Here is an 18,308-nt window from a genome sequence, read left to right on the forward strand (position 1 = left end):
CTCCTAGGTGAGGAAGTTCTTGAGCTCGGAGACGAGTTTGCGGATGTGACCGGAGATCACGGGGGTGCCCAGGTCTTTGAGGCGTTGCCGGAACCAGGGGTTGACGCTCTGGCCGCCGGAGCTGGTGACCGAGCCGACGGGGATGAGCCGGACACCCGAGCGGTGCGCGGCCTCCAGGCCGTCGAAGACGGCCTGCGACTGGGACTCGTAGAAGTCGGAGATCCAGACCAGCACGGTGTTGCGCGGCTCGGTGATCTTCGGCCGGGCCAGGGTCAGCGCCGCCGTGCCGTCGGTGCCGCCGCCGAGCTGGGTGCGCAGCAGCACCTCGAACGGGTCGTGCACCCACGGGGTCAGGTCCAGCGCGCGGGTGTCGTACGCGATCAGGTGCACGTCCACCTTCGGCAGACCGGCGAAGATCGACGCGAGGATCGTGCAGTTGACCATCGCGTCGACCATCGAGCCGGACTGGTCCACCACCACGATCAGCCGGGCGGGGGTGGTCCGCCGCGCGGTCCGCCGGTAGTAGAGCCGGTCGACGTAGAGCCGCTCGTCCTCCGGGCTCCAGTTGGTGAGGTTCTGCCAGATCGTGCGGTCCAGGTCGAGGTTGCGGAACACCCGTTTCGGCGGCACGGACCGGTCGACGGTGCCCACGCTGGCCTTCTCCACCTGGGTCCGCAGCACCTCGGCGACCTCGTCGACGAAGCGCCGGATCAGGGCCTTCGCGTTGGCCAGCGCCACACCGGACAGGTTGGCCTTGTCCCGCAGCAGCTGCTCGATCAGCGACATGCTCGGCGTGAGTTGGCGGGCCAGCGCCGGGTCGGCGAGCACCTCGCGCAGGTGCATCCGCCGTACGAGGTCGCCCTCCAGGGCGCCGAGGGTGCCGCCGAGTCCTCCGCCGGACCGGCGCAGCTCACCCGGCTCGCAGCCGAGCGCCCGCTCGAACCAGCCCGCGTCGGCCTGCCACCGGGCCAACTGCGTGGCGTCGACCGGGCCGGTGCCGGTGGCGAAGACGTTGAGCAGCACCTTGGACACCAGCGCGGCCCGGCGTACCTCGTCGGCGCCCGGCCGCGCACCGTCGGCGTCGGACGCCGGGTCGTCGTCGGCGGACGCCAGCAGGCCGCGCAGCTCGTCGGCGAGGGCCGGGAAGCGCTGCACCAGGGTGTCCACCGAGACCGTCGGGTCCAGGAGAGCGGCTGGCAGGCCGAGGTCCTCGACGACGGCGACGCTGGCCGACTCCAGGGCGGGCTGCTCGGTGGGGTCGAAGAGCCGGGCCAGCAGCCGCCAGTAGAGCACCTGCCGCCGGTTCTCGTGGGTCTGGTCGGTCATCGGCGCAGCAACCGTCCGGCGCGTTCGGTCAGCACGGCGACCGCGTCGCCGGCCCGGGCTTCGGCCTTGGCCACCCGGGGGTCGGTGATGCCGCAGGCCCAGTCGCCGGTGTGGGTGTCCACCGGCCTGCGCTTGACGGCGGCCCGCACCCCGAGGGGTTGCAGCAGCCACCGTCCGTCGTCCCAGCGCAGCAGGCCGAGACAGGCCGACGAGGCCGCCATCAGCGCCGGGGTGAGGGGCCCGCAGGCGGGCAGCCGGTCGACGGCCACGGCGATCCGGTGCCCGTCCAGCTCCAGCGTGAGGTCGTCGCCGTCGGCGACGACGGTGTAACCCTCGACCAGCACCGGCTCGGCGATGACAGCCGTGTGCCGGTCCAGCGGCGCGGTCGCCGTCGCGTACGCCGCCGGCAGCAGGACCCGCGCCGCCGCGAACGGGTCGACCGGCTCGTCGAGCCGTGCCCGATCGTCGTGCCAGAGCAGGTCCGCGCCGCGTGCCGGCAGGTCGGTCACCGCCAGGCCGCGTCGCTGCGCCAGCGCCTGCAGGAGTACGGGGTGCGCGCCCAGCAGCCGCCACACCGCCGGCCCGACGATCGTGTCGACCTTGGCGGCTCCGACGGCGGTCCGCACCAGCCGGGGCGACCCGCCGTCGGCCGGTTCGAAGATCGCGTGGACCTGGATCTGCACGGCGGTGTCGTGCTCGTGGACGTCCACGCCGAGCGGCAGCAGCCGCCCGGAGACCGGCTCCCCGACGGCGGTCCCCGTGTCGGCGGCAGCGTCCTGGGCGAGCAGCACCGCCCGCGCCCACAGGTCGGCCCAGCGGCGGACCGGCGGCTGCGGCATCGCGGCGACCGGCACGCAGGCGCGCAGCTCGGCGGCGAACCCGTCGAGCAGCACCGCGAGCCGGCGCAGCGTGGGCTCGGCCAGCGCCGTCTCGATCGGCGTGCCGGCGGCGGCGACCAGTTCGTGGTCGACGCCGCGCCAGCCGGCGAGGGCCAGCTCGTGCAGCCAGGCCCGCGCTGCGGCGCGGCCGGGTGCCACCGCCCCTGGCGCGGTGGGTGGCGCGGACGACCACGGTGTACGGGTACGGCCCAGGGCGGTGTCGAGCCGCCCGAGCAGGGCGTCGTGCACCGCGCCGAGCAGGGCGGATCGGGCCCCGGCGAGGACCGCGAGGTGGTCCTGGGCCACCGAGCCGGCGGTGACCTTGCCGACCGCCTCGGCGACCGCGCCGGCCAGCGGGGTGGTGGCCAACGCCCCGGCGACGGCGGCCAGTGCGACGGCGTCGTCCTCGGCGACCCGGGCCAGGCCACGGGCCAGGGCGCCGTCGACGCCGGCGGCCAGGTCGAGAGCGTCGGTGAGGCCACTCGGGTGACCGTCGGTCAGCGTGGCGAGCTGCGTGGCGAGCATCAGCGGCCCGCCCCGGTCGCCGGGAACCAGTGCAGCTCGGGCGAGGGCGTGGTGGTGCCCGGCACCTCCAGGTAGGACAGGTGGCGCAGGAAGCGGCTGAACACCACCGCGGCCGGCGTCGGCTCGTGCCGGGCGTCGAGGCCGGCGAGCAGCTCCGCGCCGCTGGTGGCGTCCTCAGCGACGTCGGCGCGGACATAGCGGGCGACCTGGTCGATCCCGTACTGCACGATCGCCTCGTCGGCCAGCGCCTCCAGGTGCTTGCAGGGGGTGCCCCGCAGGCCGCCGCAGGGCCGGTTGTTGTTGGTGGAGCAGTGGTACGCGTGGGTGCCGGAGGTGATCGACGAGACGTAGACCCGCTCGATGTCCGACCCGCTGGAGACGACGCCCTGCAACCGCCCGTCGGCCAGCTCGACGAAGGGCACCTTCGCCAGCTTCCGGGGCCGGGCGGGCGGCACCACCCGTACCGCGCTGCGCCCCGCCCACCCGACGTGGTCCACGTCCGCCACTTCCCGACCTCCCGCCCGCCGCTGACCCGGCGTCGCCCATGACGATGTGGACGCCGCGATGGTGCCGGCGTCACGGTGACGACGAGGATCATGGGGCACGGGTACGACAGCCCGTGCGGCGGGAGCGATCCGTTAGGGTCCGGCCATGCCGTTCCTCGAAACGCTCGGGATCGACGTCCACTACGACGAGTTCGGCCCCGCGGATGCCGACATCACCCTGATCGCGCTGCACGGCATGGGCGTCGACAACCGGTGCGTCATCGGCGTGCACGAACCGCTGTTCGCCGACCGTCCCGGCTGGCGGCGGATCTACCCCGACCTGCCCGGCATGGGCCGTACTCCCGCGCCAGAGTGGATCCAGGGGACCGACGACGTGTTCGCCGTCCTGCGCGCCTTCGTCGACGCCGTCGTGCCCGGGCGGTACGCGGTGAGCGGTGGTTCGTACGGCGGTTACCTCGCGGCAGGTCTCGCCGCCGCCGAACCGGAGCGGATCTCGGGACTGGCGCTGCTCGTACCCATGGTTCTGCCGCCCGGCCAGCGTGACGTCGCTGAGCATCGCGTGCTGTATCGCGAGCCGGGCGTCTCCGCACCCCACGACTTCTCGGTCGTGGTCACGGCCACCGCGGTGCGGCGGCTCGAGGACGAGGTGCACTGCTCGGTGGTCGACGACGCGGCCGTGGCGCGGATCGCCGCCAACTACGCCGGCTCGTTCCCGCTGACCTCCACGTACGCCGGGCCGGCGCTGATCGTCACCGGACGGCAGGACGACGCGCTGGGCTACAACGACCAGTGGCGGCAGTACGGCCAGTTGCCCCGGGCGACGCACGCGGTCCTCGACCGGGGCGGCCACGGGTTGCTCATCGAACTCTCCGGGCTCGTGACCGCCCTGCTCGCCGACTGGCTCGACCGCGTCGAACAGCCGGCACCGACCGGATAGACGCGTCCACGCCGGGCGGGGTGGCCGGTGGCGGGCACCGGCCACCCCGCGGTGGCACGTTCGTCCCCGGCGGTGATCCGCCGGACGTTCAGGGCACTACCGGCCGGTGCCTCCCTTCACGACGATCGTCACGTCGTCGGTGTTGTTGCCGGTCACCGGATCGGGCGTGGTGCTGGTCAGCGTCGCGGAGTTCTGAATCGTCCGGACGCTGCCCTGCGCCTGCGCCTCGATCACGAAGGTGACCGTCGCGCCCGCCGGCACCGTCGCCGCCGTGCAGGTCACCGTGTGGGTCGCCCTGTCGTACGCGCACTGCGGCGAGACGTACTGCACGACGAGCTTCTTCGGGTCCAGCGGCAGCTTGTCCACCACCGTCACGTTCTGCGCGTCGGACGGTCCGCCGGCCCCGCAGGTCGGGGTCGGCGTGGACTGCGCGTCGCTCTCACAGCCGCCGTTGTTGTGCACGATCAGGGTGTAGACGACCGTCGGGGCCGGGTTGCCGGACCGCTGGTCGCCGGTCTTGTCCAGCCACAGCTCGGCGGAGGTCTGCACCCCGGTCTGCTGGGTGGCCGTGTTGTTGCCGGCGTTCGGGTCGGGTGTCGGCGACGCCACCGTCACCCGGTTGGTCAGCGTCGTTCCGTCCGGCACCGACGGTGCCACCAGCACGGTCAGGAACACCGTCCGGGTCTGTCCCGGGTCGACCGCGCCCAGCGCGCAGACCACCGTGTCGTTCTGGACGAGGGTGCAGACGGTGGCGCCGTTGCCGTCGACGCCGCCGACGTAGGTGGTGCCCGCCGGCAGGGTGTCGGTGACCGTCACGTTCTGCGCGGTGGACGGCCCGGTGTTGGACACCGTGATCGTGTAGGTGATCTTCTGCCCGGCCAGGACCGGGTCCGGCGAGTCACCCTTGGCGACCGACAGGTCGGCCGAGGCGGCCACCGTGGTCGCCACGCTGTCCCGGACGTCGTCGTTGTCCGGGTCGGCGGTCGCGCTGGAGACGACCGCCTCGTTGAACAGCACGGTGCCCGGCACGACGTTCGGTGCCACCCGGGCGACGATGGTGACGGTGGCGGACGCGCCGGAGGCCAGGTTGCCCAGGCCGCAGCGTACGTCGCGCGCCGTCGGCTGGCCGTTGGTGCAGGTGCCCACCGACGGGGTCACCGACACGAAGCTCACCCCGGCGGGCAGGGTGTCGGCGACCACCACGTCCCGCGCGACGGACGGACCGTCATTGGTGACCGTGACGACGTACTGCAGCTGGGTGCCGGCGACGACGGACGCCGGACCGGTCTTGTCCAGGCTGAGGTCGGCGGACCCGACGAACTCCACCCGGCCGGTGGCCTGGTTGTTGGCGGTGTTCGGGTCCTCGGTGGCGCTGCGGACCGTGGCCACGTCGTTGACCTGCGCGACGTCGGCGGCGGTGACCGTCACCCGCACGGTCGTACGCCCGCCGGCCGGCTCGGTGCCGAGGTCACAGGTGACCGTGATGCTGGTGGCCGGCCCGGCGGTGGTCGGTGCGCAGGTCCCGGACGGGGTGACCGTCACGCCGGTCACCTCGAACGGGGTGGCCGAGGTGAGCACGTCGGTCAGCTCCACCGACGTGGCGTCGGACGGACCCAGGTTGTCGACGTGGATGTCGCAGTACCCCGGCGTGCCGGCGGGCGCCGGCCGGTCGGGCTTGCAGACCTTGGTCACCGCCAGGTCGGCGCGGGTCTTGACGCTCGTGGTCGCGGTGGCCGTGTTGTTGCCCGGGTTGGGGTCGAACTGGTCGGCCGCCGTCACCGTCGCGGTGTTGGTCAGGGTGCCGGCGGGCAGGTCGGCGGGGACACGGACCTGGATGACCAGCGGTACCGACTGGCCCGGCAGCAGCTGTCCGAGGTCGCAGGTGAGGGTGCCGGCCGCGTTCGTGCACGCGGGCGTGCTGGACAGGAAGGTCACCCCGGCCGGGAGCGTGTCGGTGACGGTGACCGAGGAGGCGGTGTGCGGGCCGTCGTTGGCGACGGTGACCGTGTACGTCAGGTCCTGGCCCGCGTACACCGGGTCGGGGGAGTCGCTCTTGGTGATCCGCAGGTCGGTCTCGTCGCAGGTGGTGAACCGGAACGCGCCGATGCGGGTCTGCCGGCCGCCGCCGTGCTGCTGGGTGTACCAGAACGTGCAGTCGTCGGTCGGGTCGACGTTCATCGAGCTGTAGTCGCCCCAACGGTCGGCGTTGGTCTGTGACGTGGTGCCGGAGAACATGGTCTGCTCCGGCTCGGGCATGCTGCCCAGCGGCGCACTCGCCAGCCGACCGGTGTACGCGATCGACGGGAACACGTTGTTCGCCGCGTCGACGATGCTGTAGCCGAGGGCGATGTTGCCCTGGCCGTCCATCGCGATCGAGCCCATCCACCGGTCGGCGGTGCCGGGCGCGTACGTGCCCTGCTGGTGGATGGCCCACCCGCCGCCGCCGTTGCGCAGCTCGTACCAGCGGGTGCCGACCCGGTCGGCGCCGTCGGCGTCGACCGAGGATTGGACGGCCACCATGGACTGGTGGGTGCCGAAGTTGCGGTACTGCACGCGGTGCAGCAGCCGGCCCGGCAGGGCGTCGATGCGCTGGGTGGTGCCCGGCTGGTCGATGCAGTCCCGGGCGGCGCCGTTGCCGTCGACGTCGGTGCAGCCGACGTTGATGTCGAACGGCTGCGTGTTCAGCGTCGTGGTGAGCCCGAAGGTGCTGTTGGCCGGGTTGGTCCAGTCGACGTGGAAGTCGTACACGTCGATGCTGTCCTGCGCGCCGCCCTGCCCGTTGTCCGAGTCACGGGACAGCAGGAAGTGGTTCGGCTCGCCGGCCACCGGCGCGTTCACGCCGTCCCAGTCGCTGGGGAACATGCGCACCCGGCCGGCGGAGGAGACGCCGGGGCCGAGGGCGCCCGCGCCGGAGCCGAAGTACTGGAAGGTGGCGGGGCTTCCGCTGACCATCGCCGACCGGTCGAAGGCGTACGCCCCGAGCGTGCCGCCCTCGAACGTCGACATGTAGAGCCCGTCGGGCCAGACGCCGAACTTCTCGTAGTCGTGGGAGGCGCTGAGCCGGAACGAGTAGGTGAAGTACGCGCCGGTCGGGTCCGGCGTCTGCGAGTACGCGACGCACATGTCGAACGGCGCGGTGTTCGGGCTGGTGAACTGGGCCAGCATCCACCGGTCGACGGTCTGGTCGTACAGCACGATGGGGTCGCCGGCGTTCTGGGTGTCGCAGCCGTTGTCGTTGACCGTGTTGGAGGTCCACAGCGAGTTGATCGGGAAGGGGCCGCCGCCGGTCGGCGAGGTGCCGTCCTTGTTCCAGATCTGGAAGGTCGTGTTGACCATCTGGACGTAGTGGTCGGGTCCGACGTCTCCGACGGTGTCCGGCGGGGTGCCGCCGGTCTGGCCGGCGAACGGGGTGTTGGTGGGCTTCAGGTCGTCGTTGACCGGCCCTTCCAGCGCCTGGATCGCCGGATCCGTGCGGCCGGCGACGTCGGCCTGGGTGGGTGCGGTCTCGGTGCTGGCGGCGGGGTTCTTCCGGATGTCCTTCGCGGCGCGGGGGAGTGTCCGCACCGCCTTGGACACTCCGGCGCGGACCGGTTCGACCACGCCGATGTGCTTCGGCTTGGCGGCTTCCATCGGGCGGGTCGCGGCGACGGTGGCGGGGTGGGGCCCGACCAGGACGGTCAGGCCGGTGACCAGGAGCAGTGCCGCGGGCGCGGCGAGGATCCGTCTTCTTCGCATGGAAACCTCCAAAAATGGGATCAGATGATCCACATGGGGCGACGGTCTCGCACTTCATAGCGCGGCGTAGCGGGCCGATCACCCCAGTGACACGCATCCGACACCGACCCTGGACGGTCTCCGAGGTATCCCGCCCAATGGGTGTCGTGCCTGGTCAGCCGTTCGGGTTGGTGTCATCGGGGTCAGCTCGACACGACGGCGCTCGCTCTCGGCGCGCGTCACGGGGCCGGGACGACCTCCAAGCCCAACGGCACAGGGCGGCCGCGAAGACGATCCGCCCGCCCCTACCCGTCGTCCCGTCGGGGGATCCGGGACGCCTCGGGGTCCGACCCTGGCTGTACCCGGATCCCGTCCTCGGGACGGGCGGACATGTCGGTGGTGGGGGATAGGTTCGGGGGCATGGTAGAGCGCGAGGAGCGGTTCCGCGTCGAGGTCAGCGTGGGCGACCGGGTGGTCGACGTGCGCGCGACCGGCGAGGTCGACATCGCGACGGTCGCCGCGTTCCGGGCAGCCCTCTGGTCCGCGCCGGTCCGGCCGGTGGTCCGGCTCGACCTGTCCGGTGTGCGGGTGCTCTCCGCCGCCGGCCTGCGGACCGTGGTCGCCGCGCATCGGCGGGTCCGGGCACAGGGCGGCGAGCTGGTGCTGGTCGACCCCGACCCCGTCGTGTCCCGGGTGCTGCGAGTCACCGGTCTGCACCGGGTGATCCCCGTCGTCGACTCCCTGGTCGATCCCTGCGCCGAGGGCGCGACGCGGGCCGGTGACCGGGAGCTGGTGCCCTGCTGACCGGCGGGCGCGGCCGGTGCCGCCGACGCGGCACCGGCCGCCGGTCTCAGCGGACGTCGAGCAGATCGACCACGAAGACCAGGGTCTCGCCGGGCTTGATCACGCCGCCCGCGCCCCGGTCGCCGTAGCCGAGGTGCGGCGGGATGGTGAGCTTGCGACGGCCGCCCACGCGCATCCCGACCACGCCCTGGTCCCAGCCGGCGATGACCTGTCCGCCGCCGAGCGGGAACTCGAACGTGTCGCCCCGGTTCCAGGAGGCGTCGAACTCCCGCCCGGTGGAGTGCGACACCCCGACATAGTGGACGCTGACCAGCTGACCCGCCCGGGCCTCCGGGCCCTCGCCGACGGTGATGTCCTCGATCACGAGGTCCGCGGGCGGTGCGCCCTCGATCGGGCCTACCTCGGGCTTGCCCGAGTGGGCGCCTGCTGCCTGGTTCATTCGGGAATCTCCTGCCGTTTCGATCCGGTTGTCCGGTCACCGGTGATCCTGCCGGATCGTGGCCGGCCGATGGCGGCCGGTCCGGCGAACCGCCTCCCACGACCGGGTGACGGCACGGATCAGCGGGCGTCACCGGTGGTGACGCCCGCTGGAGGTGGTGGCGGATCGGTCAGCGGAGCCAGGGGAACCGCTGGACGAGGGGGAGCCTGGCCCAGGTCCGGCCGAGGCCGAGGGTGGCACCTGCGTTGACCAGCGCGAGGCCGGCGAGCAGGGCGGCGTTGATGAGGTGGTCGTCGAGGAACAGGTTGTTCTCGGGGGGCAGGACGACCGTCCACATCAACACGTAGAGCAGGCCACCGGCGACGGCGGCGACGCGCATCCCGATGCCGAGGAGCAGCGCCACACCGATGCCCGCCAGACCGATCATGAACAGCCAGTCGGCCCACGCGGCGCCGGCGATGCCGTTGTAGAAGTCCTTGAACGGGCCCGCGGCGCCGAAGGTCAGGAACCCCTTGGTCGGGCTGCCGCCGTTGAGCCAGGCGTTCTTCGCCTCGGTGGCGTGCCCCAGGCCGAAGGCCTTGTCCAGGAACGCCCAGAGGAAGGTCCAGCCGAGGGCGATCCTGATGCCGGCGAAGACGTACCGGGTGGCACGCTCCCGGGGGGTCTCGGCCGCCGGAGCGATGGTGGCGGCGGTGTTCCGCTCAGTCGTCGCGGTCATTGTCTCCACGTCCCTTCTGGTTCCGCACCGCGCTTCCCGGTGGCATCTCCATTGGACGCCTGCCGGCACCCCGTCAGCAGGGCCGACCGGGCCCCGAACGACCGGGTCCTTGGACCCCTTGTCGACCGGTCCGTACGGCCCCGCCGGCCCGGTCCCGCGACCCTGCCGCCCCGGCGTCCGTGGTCCGTAGCGTCCCTGGTGAGACCATCTAGGAGGTCGTGATGAGGACGTGGCAGGTCGGCGACGTGATGACGTGGGACGTCGCGACGGTGGGGGAGGAGACCCCGTACCGGGAGATCGTCGACGCGTTGGTGCGGCGGGGCATCAGCGGAGTACCGGTGGTGGACGGGTTCCGTCGGGTACTCGGCGTGGTGTCGGAGTCGGATCTTCTGCACAAGATCGAGCGGGCCGGGCAGCCGGAGCAGCGACGGGTCTTCGAGGGGCGGCGGCACCGTACCGCCCGGGAGAAGGCCGACGCGCTGCTGGCCCGGGACCTGATGACCGCGCCGCCGGTGACCACGTGGCCGGAGGCGACGATCACGTCCGCCGCCCGGCAGATGGACCGGGAGGCGGTCAAGCGCCTGCCGGTGCTGGACGACCTCGGTCGGCTGGTCGGCATCGTCACCCGCGGCGACCTCCTGCGGGTGCACCTGCGGACCGACGCGGAGATCCGGGAGGACGTGGTCCAGGAGGTCCTGCGTCGGGTGCTCGCCGTGCGGGACGGCCTGGTGACCGTGCAGGTCCACGACGGTGAGGTGGTCCTCGACGGCCGGCTGGACCGGCGGAGCGCGACTGAGCTGGCCGCCCGGCTCGCCGGTCAGGTCAGCGGCGTCGTGCGGGTGACCAGCACCATCGCGTACGACGTCGACGACAGGGACCTGCTCGACATGGCACCGGGCCAGGTCACTCCGGTGGCCTGAGCGTTTCCGGCCGGCCCCGTTCGACTTCGGCAGAGCGCCGTCGGGGGCCGTACCGCTCGCCTAGGCTCGGCGCGTACGAGGGTGCAGAGCGGAAGGTCGCCGTGGCGGGCGTGGATGCCGCCTGTCCGGGCACGGATGCGGAGGACGCCGGTGGACGAGGCGACGTTCGCCGTGCCGCTCTGGGCCTGGGCGGCGGTCGGCGCGGTCATCGCCGTCATGCTCGCGGTCGACATGCTCTCCCACCGCGACAACCACGTCATCGAACTGCGCGAGGCGGTGATCTGGAGCGTCGTCTGGATCACCGCCGGGCTGGCGTTCGGCCTGCTCGTGTGGGCCTGGCGGGGCCCCGAACCGGCGGTCGCGTACTACTCGGGTTACCTGCTGGAGAAGGCGCTCTCGGTCGACAACGTCTTCGTCTTCGCGCTGCTGTTCGGCTACTTCCGGGTGCCCGACGAGTTCCAGCACAAGGTGCTCTTCTGGGGCGTGGTCGGCGCGCTGGCCTTCCGGCTGGTCTTCATCGTCACCGGTGCGGAGCTGCTGGAGCGGCTGGCCTGGGCGGGTGTCGTGCTCGGCGCCTTCCTGGTCTGGACCGGGTGGCGGCTGGCCGTCCGCGGCAAGCCGGACGTCGACCCGGAACGCAACGTCGCGGTACGCCTGTTCCGCCGTTTCGTGCCGACCGAGCCGCGGCACCACGGTGACCGGTTCGTCGTCCGGGTGGCGGGTCGCCGCCGGGCCACGCTGCTGCTGGTGGCGCTGGTGGCGATCGAGGCGACCGACATCGTCTTCGCGGTCGACTCGGTGGCGGCGATCCTCGCGATCACCGGTAACACGTTCCTGGTGTGGACGGCGACCGCGTTCGCGGTGCTCGGGCTGCGGAGCCTGTACTTCTGCCTCGCCGGGCTGCTGCGGCACTTCGGGTACCTGCGCTACGGACTGGCGTTGCTGCTCGCGTTCGCCGGGCTCAAGCTGATCCTGGCCGAGACGCCGGTGGGAAAGGTGCCGGTCTGGCTCACCCTCGCGGTGGTGGTGGTCACCCTGTCGGTGTCGATCGGCTGGAGCGTGGTGGCCGCGCGCCGTGAGCGCCGGCGGGCCGGGCGGGCTGATCCGGCGTGACCCTCGCGTGGGGCGGGTCAGCCGCCGGGGTGCGTGACCGGCGCGGCGAGCTGAGCGGCCAGCAGCGCGGGCGCCTCGGCGAGTGACGGGCCGTACCAGGTGAGGTGCCGCCCGGAGAGCAGGGCGCACGGGGTGCCGGGGAACGCCTCGGGCCCGTCGGTGGCGGTGAACAGGTACGGCTCGTCCGGCAGGACCACCAGGTCCGGTGCCTGTCCTCGCAGCTCGTCCAGGTCCGGTCGGGGATAGCGGTCGGCGTGTTCGGCGTACAGGTTGACCACGCCGAGCCGGCGCAGCACGTCACCGGCGAACGTGTCGCCGCCGAGCACGATCCAGGGGCGCCGCCACACCGGCACCACCGCGCGACGCGGCGACAGCGCGGGCGGCGCGGCCCAGGCCCGTCGGGCCGCGACCAGCCACTCCGGCTCGGCCGGGGCGCCGAGGTCACGGAGCAGGTCGCCGAGTTCGGTGAGGGCCCCGTCCACCGTCCGGGGATAGGTCACCCGCACCGGTACGCCGGCCGCGGCGAGCGCGTCGGCGTCGGCGCGGCGGTTCTCCTCGACGTTGAGCAGGACGAGGTCGGGCCGGAGCGCGCGGACGGCGTCCAGGTCCGGGTACTTGGTCCCGCCGACCCGTGCCACCTCCAGCCCCGCCGGGTGCGTGCACCAGTCGGTCGCGCCCACCAGCAGGCCGGGCAGGGTCACGGCCACCGCCTCGGTCAGCGACGGCACCAGGGAGACCACCCGCATCCGTCGTACCCCCTCCCGCGCGTCGGGCCGCGACGTCGGCGCGCGGCCCGCGCGTACGCCGAATCATGCCCGGCTCGCGTGGCCGTCAACGCCGCGGGCCGGGAGAATGGCCGGATGCCCCGCGACCTGGCTGCCGTGCCGCCCACCCGGTCCGTACCCGACTACGGCGTGTCCCCGGCGGTGGCGCTGCCCCGCGTCCGGGCCTTCGCCGACGCGCTGGTGCTGCGCCGCACGGTGCGCGACTTCAGCGACCGGCCGATACCGGACGGTGTGCTCCGGGAGGCGCTGCGAGCCGCCGCGAGCGCCCCCAGCGGGGCGAACCGGCAGCCCTGGCGGTTCGTCGTGGTCACCGACGCGGACCTCAAGCGGCGGCTGCGCGTCGCCGCCGAGGCCGAGGAGCAGGTGTTCTACGAGCGGCGCGCGCCGGAGGAGTGGCTGGCGGCGCTGGCTCCGCTGGGCACCGACGCCAGCAAGCCGTTCCTGGAGACCGCGCCGGCGGTGATCGTGGTGTTCGAGGTGCACCGGGGGCCCCGCAGCCCGCGCCCCTACTACGTCAAGGAGTCGGTGGGCATCGCGGTGGGCTTCCTGCTCGCCGCGCTGCACCAGGCCGGCCTGGCGACGCTGACGCACACGCCGAGCCCGTTGCGGTTCCTCAACGAGCTGCTGGACCGCCCGCCGGAGGAGCGGGGCAACCTCATCATCCCGGTCGGGTACCCGGCCGACGGGGCGCGGGTACCGGACATCGACCGCAAGCCCCTGGACGAGGTCGTGGTCTGGCGCTGAGCGTCGCCGGGGTCGGTTGCGGTCCCCTCTTGCGAGCCTTCTACAACGTTGTAATACTCGGCTCACCGCCACCCCCCGGGAGGTCCGATGAGGTCCGACGTCCGCACCCCGCAGCCTGCCGACGCAGACGAGGAGATCCCGGTCGAGGCGCTCGGCGACCTCTACCGCGACGGGATCACCGCCTGCCGGGGGGCCTTCCCCGTCGAGTGGGTCGAGCGGGTGGGTGAGGACATCGACGCCGCGTTCCGCGAGGCCCGCGCGCGCCCGGACGGCGCGGTCGGGCGTGGCCCGCAGCGGTGGTACGTGGAGATCCACCCGGAGCAGCTGCGGGGCTTCGTCGACCTGGTCACCCACCCGTGGGTGGTCGCGGTCTGCCGGGCCGTGCTCGGCGACGGGTACGAGATCGTCGAGCTGGGTTTCGACATCCCGTTCCCCGGCGCGGCCATGCAGCCCTGGCACCGCGACTTCCCGATGCCGCCCGACACCCGCCGGCAGCGGCGGCTGACCTCCCTGGCCTTCAATCTGACCACGGTGGACACCGTGGAGGAGATGGGGCCGTTCGAGATCGCGCCCGGCACCCAGTGGGACGACGGCCACGACTTCGACCACGGCATGTTCCCCCCGAAGGAGCGCTACCCGCGGTACGCCGGGCGGGCGGTGCGGAAGTACCCCCGACGCGGCGACATCTCCGCCCGCTCGGCGCTGACCGTCCACCGGGGGACACCCAACGTCTCCACGCTGGCCCGCCCGGTGCTGGTGCTCGGCGTGGACGCGCCCGGCGCGGGCAACGCCGCGCACCACGACATGGCCGTCACCCGGGGCTACTGGGAGAACCTGCCCGCCTCGGTGCGCGCGCACCTGCCCTGCCCGGTGGTCGACACGCTGACGCCGATCCGGCAGAAGCACACCATCGAGGGCCTGGTGATGGGCGCGGAGTGAGCCGACGGCCGTAGCCGACGCCACCGCCAGGGCCGGCCGGATCAGCCGACGAAGACGCGCTCCGGCGCCACCGTGGCCACCGGCACGCCCTCGCCGACAGCCCACTCCAGGGCGTGCCGGACCGCCGGCACCGGTAGCGGACGCCCGGTGGTCACGCAGACCGCCGCGTGGACCGCGTAGGTGACGAACGGGTACGAGTGAGCCAGGCCCCCGATCGACTCGCGTACCCGGTCGGCGACGGCGACCGCCTGCTCCTCGGTGAGCGACGGCAGCACGAGCAGGTACTCCCGGTCGCTGAGGCGGGCCGCCCGGTCGACCGGGCGCAGCGGCGCGGTGAGTGCGGCGAGCACGGCCTGCCCCTCCCGGGCGGCGCTGCGCCGGCCGAACCGCTCGGGCGTACCGGGCGGCTCGTCCACCCGCACTCCGATCACGGCCACCGGCAGGGTGCCCGATGCGGTGACCCCGTCGTCCAGCCCGGTCCACCGCCTGAGCGCGGGCTCGTCGAGCAGGCTGGTCGTGCCGTCGGCCGCGCGTGCCGGAGGCACGTCGGCCAGACGGCGGGCGCGTTCGGTCTGCCCGGCCAGCAACCGGATGGCCGCCTCGCCCCTCGCCTCGCCCGGGGTCGCCGGCAGCTCCCGGACCCGGCCGAGCACCTCGTCGAGCACCGCGCGGGCCCGCTCCGGCAGCCGTGTGGCGAGGCGCTCGCGCAGCCGCAGCGCCTCGTGCAGGGCCGCGTCGCGCCGGAAGCTCCACCCGCCGTCGAACAGCCGGCCGGCCTCCAGCGTCGGCGCGTCCGGGTCCACCTCGGCCCGGTCGTACGCCACCAGCGCCGCGCCGAAGCGCGGGGTCAGCGCCACCACCGACCACTCCCGCGCCAGCTCCTCGTCCTCGGCCAGCACCACCCCGTACACCCCGGCGGGCAACGACTCGGGGACGGCGTCGACCACCCCGACGACGGTGGCCGCGGCGATGCCGGCGATCCGCTCGTAGAGGGCCCGTTCCCGCTCGAAGTACGGAATCCGCTGGAACAGCGCGAGGACGATCAGCGGACCGTCCTCGGCAGTGGCCAGGGCCGCCTGCTCGATGGCGTGCGAGACGGTGACGAGGCCGCGCTTGGTCAACCGTTCCGGTACGCGTCCGGTGTGCAGCACCAGGCGAGCGTAGCCGGGCACCGCGGTGGTGTCGCGGCGGAGCCGGCGCTCCCGGGTCGTCGCGTACTCGGCGTCACCGTGCGCTTCGCGGCCGACCACCCCCGGTCGCTCAACCGGTCATCTCCCTCGTGGGGGCCGCACCGCCGAGGTGGCGACCATGATCGACGCCGTAGACTCGCCAGGTCGACGGGGCGGACCGTCGGGGGATCGGCGAACGGATCGGGTGGATGACGGGCAGCGGCGACGGGAACGGTTCCGGGCTGCGGACGCTCCCGCTCGGCGACGGGCTGTCCGCCCGGGCGGGGTTCGTGGTGCTCGGCGCGCACCGGCTCGGTGAGCTGGTGCAGCGGCGACCCGCGGGGATCACCGGCAACCAGTGGAGTTCCGCCATCCGCGAGGCGTACGACGTCGTGGTCTGCGCCGAGGACGGCACCCCCCGTCTCGCCGTGGAGATCGGCCCGGAGACGCCCGCGGGGCAGCGCGCCGAGCGGATGAAGAACGCGGTGGCCGAGGCCGTGGGCCTGCCCGTGCTGCGGATCGGCTCGCCGACGTTGCGGGCCGCCGAGCACGGGCGAGCCGTCGTCGCGTACGTGATCGACGCCCGCACGTACGCCGACAGCGTCGCCGTGGTCGAGCCGGGGGAGGACCCGCCGGTCGGGTTCCGGGACATCCTCGGGCGGCTGCCGGACGGGCGTACCGGCGCGGTCAACGACCTCGGCGCGCTGGCCCGGGCGGCGGCGGTCGAGGCGTACGTCGAGGGACGGTTGGTCGACCCGATCCTGCGCGGCCTGCACGTGCACTGGACCGATGGCCCCGCCGAGGGCTGGAGCTGGCTCGAGGTGCGTCCCGGCGCGTGCCTCGTGGAGCGGGTCACCGTACGGGAGCACCGTTTCTCCACCGGCCTGGACACCGCGCGGTTCGCCGAGGACCTGGCCGCCCTCGCGATCGGGGAGCGGCTGCGCACGATGGACGCCGCCGCGCTGGTGCCCCGGGACGAGCTTCGGGCCGCGATCCGGGGCCTGGCGGCCCGGCGGAGCGAACTGGCGACCGGCTTCGCCTTCGATCACCTCTGCGCGGACTGACGCCCGCTCTCCCCGCGCGACGTGCCGGGCCGCGCGCCCGCCCCGCCGCCCGCCACCGCCGTCTCCAACCCGACCGCTCCGGCAAAAGATCCGCAGATTTCTGCGCCTCGCGTTGAACCTTCACGTCGGCCGTCCCGTACTCCAGCGGGAATGGACAGGATCTCCTCGACCGCGCCACACCGGCGTGGAAGACGGTGCGGAAATGGCATCGTCGGTCATCGACGTGCCACCGGTTGTGTCCGGCGGGATTCCGCTGGGCCCGCCACACAATTCCGTCGGTCCGCCGAGGTCTGCAAGCAACTACCGGATCGAGAAGGAGAGCAATTCGATGCGCAGGTCCACACGGGCGCGCCGGTCATCCGGTAACGCGCGGAGCAAGCGGCTGCTGGCTGTGGTCGGCACGCTCGCCGTCTTCGGCGGAGTCATCGCCGTCACCCAGATCTCGTCGGCCGAGGACCGGCGGTCCAACCGGACCCGTGCGGCGTCCGCGGCCTGTGTGGAGCCCAGCCCGGGGGCGACCGCGCCGAGCGGGAGCAACACCACGCGCACGTGGCAGAACGGCAGGTGGGTACGCAACCACTGGGGTGACGGCCAGCAGACGGCCCAGGAGTGCCAGGAGACCCGGGCCGGTGGCGGTGCTGCGACCAACGGCGGTTCCGCCGTGGCCTGCCCGGACGTGGCGAGCAAGCTGCCGCAGGTCCCGAGCCGGGCCCGCGCGGAGGTCGACCGCAACCTCGCGCTGCTCCAGACCCAGATCGCCGAGGCCGACCGGCGGCTGGCCGCCGAGGGCAATCGGGGCGACGCCTTCATCCGGAACGCGATCCTCGATCCGCTGGCCAGCAAGCGCCGGGCCACGCTGGACCGAATCGCCATCGCCATCGACCGCGTCGGGCCCCGGCCGCGCGGACTCGGGCAGCTCGCCGCGTGTCAGGTCGCCCCGACCGGAAACACCAATGAGGGCGAGAACGACAACGGTGGCAACGACAACGGCGGGAACGACAACGGTGGCAACGACAACGGCGGGAACAATGGTGCCCCCGGTGCCGGACTGGGCGTACTCGCGAACAACTGCGACAACACCCAGTTGCAGCCGCACGACGGTTTCCAGAACGGCAACCGGTGCGTGAGCACCGCGTTCGGTGAGGTTGGCGCCGCCGCCAACAACCCGTCGCTGCTGATCACCGATTTCCCGGAGCAGGTCGGCGCCAACCAGCCCTTCACGCTCCAGGTCTCCACCCGGAACCTGGTGCGCGACCGCTTCCTCGCCGCCGGTCAGGGCGGCTACTACGTGGAGAGCTCGCTGCTCAACGAGCAGGGCCTGGTGCGCGGCCACTTCCACAGCGCCTGCCGGATGCTGCAGAGCACCGACGAGGCCCCCGGTGACCCGGAGGCGGTGCCGGCCTTCTTCGTCGCCACCGAGGACGGCGGCGGCGGCGCCGACGCCGACCAGGTGACCATCCAGGTCCCCGGCCTGCCGGAGTCCGGCATCGCGCAGTGCGCGGTCTGGGCCGGCGACGGCTCGCACCGGATCCCCATGATGGAGCGGGCCAACCAGACCCCGGCCTTCGACGCGGTGCGCATCGAGGTCAACTGATCGAGAACACCTCCCGGGGCCGGGGGGGGGGGGGGCGGCCGCCCCCCCCCCCCCCGGGGGGGGGGGGCCCCCCCGCCGCCCCCCGCGCGGCGGGGGCCGCGCCCCCCAAAAAAGCGGGGCGCGGGGGTTGAGA

16 protein-coding genes are annotated in these 18,308 nt (G+C 73.3%); 8 read left to right on the forward strand and 8 right to left on the reverse strand.

The features are described 5' to 3' along the window. Nucleotides 1-3 precede the first annotated feature (3 nt). The 3 genes from ACIBR0_RS17685 to ACIBR0_RS17695 are packed head-to-tail and all read right to left on the reverse strand — an operon-like array spanning nucleotide 4 to nucleotide 3,235. Nucleotides 4-1,326, reverse strand: a complete 1,323-nt coding sequence (locus ACIBR0_RS17685; protein WP_396716792.1) for a VWA domain-containing protein — start codon at nucleotides 1,324-1,326, stop codon at nucleotides 4-6. Continuing rightward, nucleotides 1,323-2,729, reverse strand: coding sequence for a hypothetical protein (locus ACIBR0_RS17690; RefSeq protein ID WP_396716794.1), 1,407 nt, complete (start codon nucleotides 2,727-2,729; stop codon nucleotides 1,323-1,325). The genes ACIBR0_RS17685 and ACIBR0_RS17690 overlap by 4 nt, the downstream gene beginning before the upstream one ends. Then, complete coding sequence (locus ACIBR0_RS17695) at nucleotides 2,729-3,235, reverse strand: hypothetical protein (RefSeq protein WP_396716796.1); 507 nt, start codon at nucleotides 3,233-3,235, stop codon at nucleotides 2,729-2,731. The genes ACIBR0_RS17690 and ACIBR0_RS17695 overlap by 1 nt, the downstream gene beginning before the upstream one ends. 145 nt (nucleotides 3,236-3,380) lie before the next feature. On the opposite strand from ACIBR0_RS17695, the gene ACIBR0_RS17700 reads away from it, so the two are divergent. Beyond that, nucleotides 3,381-4,172 carry an alpha/beta fold hydrolase gene (locus tag ACIBR0_RS17700; protein WP_396716798.1) on the forward strand — a complete coding sequence of 264 codons (792 nt, stop codon included), beginning with the start codon at nucleotides 3,381-3,383 and terminating at the stop codon, nucleotides 4,170-4,172. 96 nt (nucleotides 4,173-4,268) lie between these two features. Here ACIBR0_RS17700 and ACIBR0_RS17705 read toward each other — a convergent pair whose 3' ends face one another. Next, entirely contained in the window at nucleotides 4,269-7,907 is a 3,639-nt protein-coding gene (locus ACIBR0_RS17705; protein WP_396716800.1) for a COG1361 S-layer family protein, read from the reverse strand. A gap of 399 nt (nucleotides 7,908-8,306) precedes the next feature. Here ACIBR0_RS17705 and ACIBR0_RS17710 point away from each other — a divergent pair, with 399 nt between their 5' ends. After that, entirely contained in the window at nucleotides 8,307-8,690 is a 384-nt protein-coding gene (locus ACIBR0_RS17710; protein WP_396716802.1) for an STAS domain-containing protein, read from the forward strand. A gap of 46 nt (nucleotides 8,691-8,736) precedes the next feature. Here the strand turns inward: ACIBR0_RS17710 and ACIBR0_RS17715 are convergent, their stop codons facing one another. Then, the gene (locus ACIBR0_RS17715; protein ID WP_396716804.1) at nucleotides 8,737-9,129 is read right to left on the reverse strand and encodes an FKBP-type peptidyl-prolyl cis-trans isomerase; all 393 of its coding nucleotides are present in this window, start codon (nucleotides 9,127-9,129) and stop codon (nucleotides 8,737-8,739) included. A gap of 169 nt (nucleotides 9,130-9,298) precedes the next feature. Then, on the reverse strand, nucleotides 9,299-9,856 hold the full coding sequence (locus ACIBR0_RS17720; RefSeq protein WP_396716806.1) for a hypothetical protein: 558 nt from the start codon (nucleotides 9,854-9,856) through the stop codon (nucleotides 9,299-9,301). A 212-nt stretch (nucleotides 9,857-10,068) separates the two neighbouring features. On the opposite strand from ACIBR0_RS17720, the gene ACIBR0_RS17725 reads away from it, so the two are divergent. Both ACIBR0_RS17725 and ACIBR0_RS17730 read left to right on the forward strand, forming a co-directional pair. Further along, complete coding sequence (locus ACIBR0_RS17725; protein ID WP_396716808.1) at nucleotides 10,069-10,767, forward strand: CBS domain-containing protein; 699 nt, start codon at nucleotides 10,069-10,071, stop codon at nucleotides 10,765-10,767. A gap of 135 nt (nucleotides 10,768-10,902) precedes the next feature. Then, nucleotides 10,903-11,880, forward strand: a complete 978-nt coding sequence (locus ACIBR0_RS17730; RefSeq protein WP_396716810.1) for a TerC/Alx family metal homeostasis membrane protein — start codon at nucleotides 10,903-10,905, stop codon at nucleotides 11,878-11,880. Nucleotides 11,881-11,897: 17 nt separating this feature from the next. Here ACIBR0_RS17730 and ACIBR0_RS17735 read toward each other — a convergent pair whose 3' ends face one another. Continuing rightward, the gene (locus ACIBR0_RS17735; protein ID WP_396716812.1) at nucleotides 11,898-12,626 is read right to left on the reverse strand and encodes a helical backbone metal receptor; all 729 of its coding nucleotides are present in this window, start codon (nucleotides 12,624-12,626) and stop codon (nucleotides 11,898-11,900) included. A gap of 114 nt (nucleotides 12,627-12,740) precedes the next feature. Between ACIBR0_RS17735 and ACIBR0_RS17740 the strand changes: the two genes are divergently transcribed. Beyond that, nucleotides 12,741-13,409 (forward strand): nitroreductase family protein, encoded by a 669-nt coding sequence (locus tag ACIBR0_RS17740; protein ID WP_396716814.1) that lies wholly within the window; start codon nucleotides 12,741-12,743, stop codon nucleotides 13,407-13,409. A gap of 87 nt (nucleotides 13,410-13,496) precedes the next feature. Then, complete coding sequence (locus ACIBR0_RS17745) at nucleotides 13,497-14,348, forward strand: phytanoyl-CoA dioxygenase family protein (protein WP_396716816.1); 852 nt, start codon at nucleotides 13,497-13,499, stop codon at nucleotides 14,346-14,348. Between the two features lie 41 nt (nucleotides 14,349-14,389). Here the strand turns inward: ACIBR0_RS17745 and ACIBR0_RS17750 are convergent, their stop codons facing one another. Then, complete coding sequence (locus ACIBR0_RS17750; RefSeq protein WP_396716818.1) at nucleotides 14,390-15,598, reverse strand: DICT sensory domain-containing protein; 1,209 nt, start codon at nucleotides 15,596-15,598, stop codon at nucleotides 14,390-14,392. A 128-nt stretch (nucleotides 15,599-15,726) separates the two neighbouring features. On the opposite strand from ACIBR0_RS17750, the gene ACIBR0_RS17755 reads away from it, so the two are divergent. After that, nucleotides 15,727-16,581 carry a hypothetical protein gene (locus tag ACIBR0_RS17755; protein WP_396716820.1) on the forward strand — a complete coding sequence of 285 codons (855 nt, stop codon included), beginning with the start codon at nucleotides 15,727-15,729 and terminating at the stop codon, nucleotides 16,579-16,581. Nucleotides 16,582-16,909: 328 nt separating this feature from the next. Next, nucleotides 16,910-18,175 carry a hypothetical protein gene (locus ACIBR0_RS17760; RefSeq protein ID WP_396716822.1) on the forward strand — a complete coding sequence of 422 codons (1,266 nt, stop codon included), beginning with the start codon at nucleotides 16,910-16,912 and terminating at the stop codon, nucleotides 18,173-18,175. The last annotated feature ends 133 nt before the right edge of the window (nucleotides 18,176-18,308 follow it).

Origin of the sequence: Micromonospora sp. NPDC049497, from assembly GCF_044465805.1 — a bacterium.
Lineage (GTDB): Bacteria > Actinomycetota > Actinomycetes > Mycobacteriales > Micromonosporaceae > Micromonospora.